Below are 9424 nucleotides of genomic sequence, written 5' to 3' on the forward strand. Positions count from 1 at the left end.
TGAGGTGTAGGGTAGCTTTTGCATCCATACCTACACCCTACCCCCCACACCCTACACCCTACCCCCCACACCCTACTCCCTACACCCTACACCCTAATTTTCACAACCAATTTCCCAGCAAAATAAAAGCCGACCAGTAAATGGGGTGATTAAATGCCTCGCTCTGCAACAGCTCCTGTTGAGCTTCACGCAGAGCTTCAGCCTTGGTAACCTGGCCTCTGGCTAACCTCTGATAGAAGCGAGTCATTAACTCTGTAGTGGCTAGATCGTTCACAGTCCATAGACTGGCAATGGTACTGCGTGCCCCCCCACGCACGGCGATACCAGCCAATCCCAAAGCGGCTCGGGAATCTCCTGCCGCTGTCTCACAAGCACTGAGGACGAGTAATTCAATGGGATTTTCTTGCTTTTGATCCGCTGAGATCAGAGTATTTAACTCATTGAGATTAATCACGTCATCCCAGGTCAGCAGAAACGTTTCTTCAGCTACTGAACTAAATACACCATGAGTGGCCAGATGAACGATTTCGTAACTAGAGGTATTAACTTCTGTATTGAAGTTGGATTCAGTAAAGAACTCATTGAGTAAAATCAATGAAGGAATTTGACCCTTGATATTCTCTAATTCCACTTTCACCCCAGGAAGTGATCCTAATTTGGGACGATGGGGACGAATTTCCGTCACTCCAGCAGTTAGAACCGAAACGTTTTCTCTGACATTGGCTTGAGGGTCGATTAATTGTAAACTAGGCGCTAAGGCAATATTATAGTTCTCGATCAAATAGTCTTCCCCGTCATAAAGCACAGACATGGGAAGATTGCGCAGAGCCCCATCGGGAATAAATACTAGGGTGAAGATATTACTCTTGGCTAATTCTGCTTGAATCGGACCGATTAACCAGTCGTGTATTGTTTGTAAGTTGTCCTTTCTCAGCACTCGCCAAGGGCTAGTAATATTTGTCTTTACCGAAGCCACTAGTTTTTCTATTTCTGGTTGAGGTAAGTTAGTAGTTATCTGGCGCAGGGGTTGTCCCGGCAAGGTGACAATTACTTCCAGGCGGTCTGGCAAGATAATGGTATAGAAGATAGCAGCGTTGGAGTCAATTTCGTCGATATTAACGGGTTTAGCATCTAAACAAGCATCCCGAAAGAAGTTGTCTAGTTCTGCTAGTTGTAGAGATTCAATTACATCCCGTGCTTGTTTGAGGTTTTCTTGAGATGCATTGGGTTCCAGCAGTAGTCCTACTAATTCTCGGTACACTGGTTCGACGCTTTCTCGAAACCCAAACTGAATATCGCTACTAATGGCGACTAGGTCGCTACGGATAGATTTGAGGGTTTGCACCGATTGAGCATAGGCCGCGATCGCACCTGTTTTATCCTGTTTTAGATTGAGGATTCTGCCCAGTTGCCATTGCCATTGATAGGCTAAATCCGGAGCCTGGATTTCTTGAGCAATTAGTAACGCTTTTTCCGTCAAGTCTTCGGCTTCCTCAAGACGTTGATTGTATTCGTATAACCTGCCTAAGTTACCGATAGCTTCCGCTTCCGCTCGTTTATCTCCCAAATCCCTAGCCAGCTTAATAGCATCAGCGAGATAAGTAGCAATATCCTTGGGAGTTTTTAGTGATGTTGTCGATTTTAATAGGGTTTTGGCTAGATTAATTCTAGCATTGATAGCGGTCTTACTGAGAGATAAGTTAGTTAAGGTATTGTCGATAGCTGGCAATAACCCTCTAGCTTGTGACCACTCTTGGTTCGCTATCACTATACTCAGTTGATTTAATTGCCCTTGAATCTTACTATCGGGTAAGGGAGATTCCTTGACAACCCGTTGATAGAACTCTATTGCCTCTGCTGTGTCTCCTTTTAATCTAGCCGTATTTCCTAAACTGATAAGATTGTCAGCAATTAAGGTCTGATCCGGTAAGTTTTCCGCTATGGCTAAACTTTGTTGTAAAATTGCTTTAGAGTCTTTGAATTTACCTACTCGGCGCAGCACATCACCTAGGTATTGGAGGGCGGTACTTTTGAGGGCGGTATCCGGTTGGTTTTGGAGAGTTTCCTGGATTTCAGTTAAGGTTTTAGTGGCTTGATTATACAACCCTAAGACTCGTAAGGCTTGCACCTGGTAAATCTGACTTTCTGTTAATCTAGTTAAGTCTCCGATCTCTTGATAGATAGCACTCGTTTGCTGCCAAGTATCTAAGGCTTTTTCCCCTTGACCTAGAGATAAGTATACTTGTCCTTGAACTTCTAGTATTTGCGCTTGTAATTGTTGACGTTCTTTGGGATTAGGAAGTTTTTCTAGTTGGCTAAAACCCTGGGATAGTGTTTGTTTAGCTTGGTCTAGGTCTCCCAAACTTTGATACACTAACGCGAGATTGACTAAGGAATTAATTTCACCAATAAGGTCCCCACTATCGGTGTAGTTACTAATAATTTGCTCCAACAACGGGATAGCCTCTTGGTATTGCCCGGTTTCATAGAGGTGTTGGGCTTGTTGTTCTGGAGAATCGGGAATCGGGAATCGGGAATTGGGAATTGGGAATTGGGAATCGGGAATCGGGAATTGGGAATCGGGAATCGGGAATCGGGAATCGGGTGTGATGACAACAGAATTTGATAATGCTTCGCCGGATGGCAAGAAGCAGGTTAATGCGATCACGCAGTGGCTCTGAAAGAGCATCGCAAATATAAATGATAGTTTTTTCATCTCCCTACTCCCTATTCCCTGTTCCCTGTTCCCTGTTCCCTATTCCCTCCTCCCGCATGACAATCAAGATTGGGAAATATCTGCTCCACAGGAGTCCCGTTAAACGGTTGCGCTGTCAGAATAATCGTGCCATCCTTTGCTACTACCCAGCCTTGGGCTTCGATAATCACTTTTTTGTCTTGACGGGGTCTGACTGACCCTTGCGCTTGTAATGGTTTTCTGGTGCTGGGTAACCTGGGACGAGTTCGCCATCTGACTGTTCTGTGGGCATTAATCACTGGATCCTCTGGAGTTGGTGGTAAACCGCCTTTGCCGGTAATGGTAAAGGAACTCCCGCCAGCAATCCGATCATTCTCAAAGCCACAAAGGTCATTGGCCAGAATCGCTTCTGCATCCACCAGGATTCCTGGCAATTCGTTTAAGCCTGAGGTGGGGTCTACCTGGGAGATGTTGAGAATTACGTCACCGTTGAAGGATGAGCCAAGGTTGGAAGTAGAAGTAATGTCATTGTCTGGAGTGAGGTCATCTCGAAACTCTAAACCAAAGATGCCTTTGGCATTAATTACAACACGACCTCCTTCCCCTTCGTCAGCATTGGCAATGATGTCACTATCTCCGAGACCAACTAGGGTATCAGTCTGAATATTGATATTGCCCCCAGTGGTTGTATTCTGAGCTTCAGTTATAATTTTGCTTTCGTTAAGCAGTCGGATGTCACGGGAAAAGAGTTTAATCTTGCTGTTATCTCCTCCTGCTGTTTCTGCTGTGATTCTGCTATTGTTGTCTAGGAAGATGGAGTTAGCATTAATATTTACTTCTCCTGCTGAAGTTCTCTCTTCAAAACTTCTAGCACTAACAAATGCTCCATCAGAGACGATTAACTGCCCAGTGGTAATATTCAAAAACCTTCCGGCATTTCCTGTTGCGTCCTGATTAGCTTGAATAAACAAGCCGCTGTCAGACTCACCCGAGGCTGAGGTACCAGTACCAATGAGTTGAACAGATTCAGAGGCATTGACAGTCAAATTTCCCCCGTTCCCTTCACCGCTTGTGCTAGCTGAAACTTGTGCTCCATCAGAGACGATTAACTCTCCAGTGTTAATCTTCAAATCTCTGGCATTTCCTTTGCCTTCAGTTTGAGTAAACAAGCCGCTGGGAAACCGACCATCGGGTGAGGTACCAATCACTTGAACAGTCGAGTCGGCATCTACAGTCAAATTTCCCCCATTGCCTTGACCAACAGTGCCAGCTGAAACTTGTGCTCCATCAGAGACGATTAACTCCCCAGTGGTAATCTTCAACTCTCCCGCATTTCCTGTTGCTTCTCGATTAGCTTGAGTCAACAAGCGGCTGCTAAACCGATCATTGGCTGAGGTCCCAATCAGTTGAACAGTAGAGTCGGCATCTATAGTTAAGTTCCCCCCGTTCCCTTCACCGCTTGTGCTAGCTGAAATCAATGCTCCATCAGAAACGATTAACTCCCCAGTGGTAATAGTGATATCTCTGGCTGTTCCTTTCCCAAAAGTTCGAGCAAACAAACCGCTGGGTAACTCACCATCAGCTGAGGTCCCAATCACTTGAACAGTTGAGGAGGCATCCACAGTCAAATTTCCGCTGTCCCCTTCACCTACTGTGCTAGCTGAAACAAATGCTCCATCAGAGACGATTAACTCCCTAGTGGTAATATTCAAATTTCCAGCTTTTCCTCTCTCTTGAGTTTGAGTAGATAACCTGCTCAGAGAAGTACCATCAGCTGAGGTACCAATCACTTGAACAGTTGAGGAGGCATCAACTCTCAAGGTTCCTCCGTTTCCTTGACCAAGAGTGCTAGCTGAAACAACGGCTCCATCAGAGACGATTAACTCCTCAGTGGTAATACTCAAATTTCCGGCATTTCCTCTCCCTTGAGTTCCAGTAGATAACCTGCTTAGGAGCGTAGCATCAGATGAGGTACCAATCACTTGAACCGTAGAAGAAGCATCCACTGTCAAATCTCCCCCGTCCCCTTGACCAAAAGTGGCAGCTGAAACAAATGCTCCATCTTTGACCATTAACTGCTCAGTGGTAATAGTGATATCTCCGGCTTTTCCTTTTGAGCCTAAATTAGCTTGAGCAGACAAGCGGCTGGGAAACTGACCATCGGCTGTCGTACCAATCACTTGAACACTAGAGTTGGCATTGACATTCACTTTACCTCCGTCCCCTTCACCAAAAGTGCTAGCTAAAACAACAGCTCCATCAGAGACTATTAACTCCCCAGTGGTAATATTCAAATTTCCGGCATTTCCTGTTGCTCCCTCATTAGCTTGAACAAACAAGCCGCTGATCAACAAACCATCAGTACCAATTACTTGAACAGTAGAGGAAGCATCCACACTCAAATTTCCCCCGTCCCCTTGACCAAGAGTGCCAGCTGAAACTTGTGCTCCATCAGAGATAATTAACTGCTCAGTGGTAATACTGACATCTCCTACATTTCCTGTTGCTGTTTGCAAAACTAGGGATCCCAAGATACTAGGAGTACCATCAGCCGTACCAACCACTCGAACAGATTTAGTGGCATCCACTGTTACATCTCCCCCCTGTCCTGAGCCTGATACATTCACAAATATGCTAGAACCACCCTCAAGACTTAAGTTTGAAGTCTCAACAACTATCCCACCACCACTGCCACTGCCTTTGGTATCCGCAAAAACAAAAGAGCGATCCAAAGTTACATTAGAACCTTGAATCTCTATCCCACCACCACTGCCACTGCCATTGGTATTCGCAAAAACAAAAGAGAAATCGCTAAAAGTTACATTAGCCCCTTGCACCTGGATACTGCCACCACTTTTTCCAGTGGTAATAACAAGAGCACCGTCTGACAAACTAATATCCTCAAACCCTTGAACTCCTGAATAATCCAACCCAAAACTAGTATCCGTTGGGGTCAGCTTCACCATACCATTAGCACCAACACCCCCCAGCTCAATCCGTCCATCCAATGCAGCTAGAGCGCTACCAGGAATAGTAACCTCACCACCAATTAGCCCTAAGGTTTGACCATTTGGTACCTGAAGCCCAAACAAAGATTGATTAGTAATACTCCCTGGATTGGAACCATATTGCAACCCAGATGGAATATTAATCGTCAACAACGGTTTCTCATTGGGATTTTTAGTGCTGAAAACTGTGCCATCGTCAAACAACACACTATCAGCAGTACTCCCAAAAAATGACCCTCCTCGTAGATCTAGTCTGCTAGTGAGACCGAAAATAATACCATTGGGATTAATCAAAAATAAATTAGCATTACCCAATACCCCTAGAGTCCCCAAAATATTGGAAACATTACCTCCCGTTACCCGACTCAGGATGTTGGTAACTCCAGCAGGATTATCAAAATAAACTCGCCCGAACTGCCCCACATTGAAATCCGAAAAGCTGTGGAATAGATTACTGTCTCTAATCGCTCCACCTTCAATTAAATCTATTACAATCCCGTTAATATTCAGATTGGTTACTACAGAGCTTTCATCCCCTAGGGTATTATCTGGGGTAATTTGTCCTAATGCCGTAGTTGCAGCCACTAGAGAATACAGCACAACGCTAGTTGCTGGCACCAGTCGCGAAATCCGAGCTTTCATGTTAATCAATAAGCTATCGAATTTTCTAATTAAATCAAAAAATATATTTCAGCTTGATTGATTTACAAACTCTTCATCAAGACTTTACTTAAAATTAACAATAACAGGGAGCAGGGAATAGGGAGTAGCTTTCAAGGGTATGTTTTTTACAAAGACGTCAGGTGTGGGGTGTGGGGCGTGGGGTGTGGGGTGTGGGGGATAAGACAATATACCATTATTGTCGTTAAAAATCATCATTGTCTTGATGCAAAGCGCGAGTGGGGGAAACCCCCAAGACCGCGCTGCATCGCTTGTTCGTTGTTTTTCTTTTCCTCTCCCTCTGGGTCGTCCCATGTTTTACCCAAATGTAAAACACCTACCCCTGTGAGCCCTACACCCTACTCCCCACACCCTACACCCTACCCCCCACACCCTACTCCCTAAACCCTACACCCTAATTTTCACAACCAATTTCCCAGCAAAATAAAAGCCGACCAGTAAAAGGGGTGATTAAATTGCTCGCTGTGCAACAGCTCCAGTTGAGCTTGAGCCAGAGCTTTAGCCTTGGTAACCTGGCCTGTGGCTAACTTCTGATAGAAGCGACTCATTAACTCTGTAGTAGCTAGATCCTCCACAGACCAGAGACTGGCAAGGGTACTGCGTGCCCCCCCACGCACTACTACTCCAGCCAATCCCAAAGCGGCTCGGGAGTCTCCTGTGGCTGTCCGACAAGCACTGAGGACGAGTAATTCAATGGGATTTTTTTGCTTTTGATCCGCTGAGATCAGAGTATTTAACTCATTGATATTGATCACGTCGTCCCAGGTCAGCAGAAACGTTTCTTCCGCTACTGAACTGAATTCACCATGAGTGGCCAGATGAACCACTTCGTAACCGGACGTATTAACTTCTGTATTGAAGTTGGATTCGGTAAAGGACTCATTGAGTAGAATCAATGAGGGAACTTCGGCCTTGATATTCTCTAATTCCACCTTCACCCCAGGAAGTGCTCCTAAATCTGGACGATGGGGACGAACTTCGGTTAGTCCAGCGGTCAGAGCCGAAAAGTTTTGTCTGACTAAAGCTTTAGGGTCGATTAATTGTAAACTAGGTGCTACTGCAATACTATATTTCTCCATGGAATAGTTTTCCCCGTCATAAAGCACAGACATAGGAAGATTGCGCAGAGCCCCATCTGGGATAAATACTAGGGTGCGGATGTTACTGTTGGCTAGTTCCGCTTCAATCGGGCCGATTAACCAGTCGTGTATTGTTTGTAAGTTTTCCTTACTCAGAACTCGCCAAGGGCTAGTAATATTCCTCTTTACCAAAGCCAGTTGTTCTTCTATTTCTGTTTTGGGTAAGTTAGTAGTGATCTGGCGCAGGGATTGTCCGGGTAAAGTAACAATTACTTCCAGGCGGTCTGGCAAGATAATGGTATAGAAGATAGCGGCGTTAGGATCTATTTCGTCAATATTAACGGGTTTAGCATCTAGACAGGCATCCCGAAAGAAGTTGTCTAGTTCCGCTAGTTGTAGGGATTCAATCACATCTCGTGCTTGTTTGAGGTTGTCTTGAGATGCATTGGGTTCCAGCAGTAGTGCTACTAATTCTCGGTAGACTGGTTCGACGCTTTCTCGAAACCCAAACTGAATATCGCTACTAATGGCGACTAGGTCGCTACGGATAGATTTGAGGGTTTGCACCGATTGAGCATAGGCCGCGATCGCACCTGTTTTATCCTGTTTTAGATTGAGGATTCTGCCCAGTTGCCATTGCCATTGATAGGCTAAATCCGGAGCCTGGATTTCTTGAGCAATGACTAACGCTTTTTCCGTCAAGTTTTGGGCTTCTTCAAGACGTGATTGCTGTTCGTATAAGCTTCCCAAGTTACCGATGGCTTCCGCTTCCGCTCGTTTATCTCCTAAATTCCTAGCCAGCTTAATTGCATCGGCGAGATAAGTAGCCAGGTCTTTTGGAGATTTGAGATTTGATTTTTTCCCTTTTGACAGGGTTTTGGCTAGATTAATTCTAGCATTTATTGCTGTTTTACTGGGAGATAAGTTAGTTAAGGTATTGTCGATAGCTGGCAATAATTCTCTGGCTCGTGACCACTCTTGTTTAGCTATCACTATACTCAATTGATTTAACTGTGCCTGAATCTTACTCTCCGGTAAGGGAGATTCCTTCACAACTCGTTGATAGAACTCTATTGCCTCTTTTGTGTCTCCTTTTAATCTAGCTGTATCCCCCAAACTGAGCAGACTATCAGCAATCAAGGTCTGATATCGTAAGTTTTCGGCTATGGCTAAACTTTGTTGTAAAATTGCTTTAGAGTCTTGGAATTTACCTACTCGGCGCAGCACATCACCTAAGTATAGGAGGGCAGTACTTTTCAGTTTGCTATCCGGTTGGTTTTGGAGAGTTTTTTGGATTTGAGTTAAGGTTTTAGTGGCTTGATTATACAACCCTAAGACTCGTAAGGCTTGCACTTGGTAAATCTGACTTTCTGTTAATCTAGTTAAGTCTCCGAGGTCTTGGTAGATAGCACTCGTTTGCTGCCAAGTATCTAAGGCTTTTTTGGCCTGACCTAGTGATAAGTATACTTGTCCTTGTACTGAAAAAATTTGGGCTTGTAATTCTTGACGTTCTTTGGTACTATCAAGTTGTTCTAGTTGGGTAAAACTCTGGGATAGTGTTTGTTTAGCTTGGTCTAGGTCTCCCAAGCTTTGATAAACTAACGCGAGATTGACTAAGGAATTAATCTCACCAATAAGGTCGCCACTATCGCTGTAGTTATTAATAATTTGATCCAACAACGGGATAGCCTCTTGGTATTGCCCGGTTTCATAGAGGTGTTGGGCTTGTTGGTCTGGAGAATCACTAATTGGGTAATCCGGTGTTATTCCTTGAGAATTTGATAAGGCTTCGCCGGATGGCAAGAAGCAAGTTAATGCGATCGCAAATATAAATAATAGTTTTTTCATATCCCTACTCCCTACTCCCTATTCCCTGTTCCCTGTTCCCTGTTCCCTGTTCCCTCTTCCCGAATGACAATCAAGATTGGGCAATATCTGCTCCACAGGAGTCCCGTTAAACG

3 protein-coding genes are annotated in these 9424 nt (G+C 44.6%); all 3 read right to left on the reverse strand.

The window, feature by feature from the left end:
• Positions 1-100: 100 nt before the first annotated feature.
• Entirely contained in the window at positions 101-2716 is a 2616-nt protein-coding gene (locus AC4II3_RS28475) for a CHAT domain-containing protein (RefSeq protein ID WP_488015804.1), read from the reverse strand.
• An 11-nt stretch (positions 2717-2727) separates the two neighbouring features.
• Positions 2728-6345, reverse strand: coding sequence for a two-partner secretion domain-containing protein (locus AC4II3_RS28480; protein ID WP_488015802.1), 3618 nt, complete (start codon positions 6343-6345; stop codon positions 2728-2730).
• A 440-nt stretch (positions 6346-6785) separates the two neighbouring features.
• On the reverse strand, positions 6786-9311 hold the full coding sequence (locus AC4II3_RS28485) for a CHAT domain-containing protein (RefSeq protein ID WP_490722976.1): 2526 nt from the start codon (positions 9309-9311) through the stop codon (positions 6786-6788).
• Positions 9312-9424 lie beyond the last annotated feature (113 nt).

The sequence above is a fragment of the Moorena sp. genome (assembly GCF_982860115.1).

What these genes read in the sequence shown, in the direction of transcription:
- AC4II3_RS28475 (WP_488015804.1), bottom strand. Translation starts at nt 2,716, where the DNA reads ATGAAAAAACTATCATTTATATTTGCGATGCTCTTTCAGAGCCACTGC.
- AC4II3_RS28480 (WP_488015802.1), bottom strand. Translation starts at nt 6,345, where the DNA reads ATGAAAGCTCGGATTTCGCGACTGGTGCCAGCAACTAGCGTTGTGCTG.
- AC4II3_RS28485 (WP_490722976.1), bottom strand. Translation starts at nt 9,311, where the DNA reads ATGAAAAAACTATTATTTATATTTGCGATCGCATTAACTTGCTTCTTG.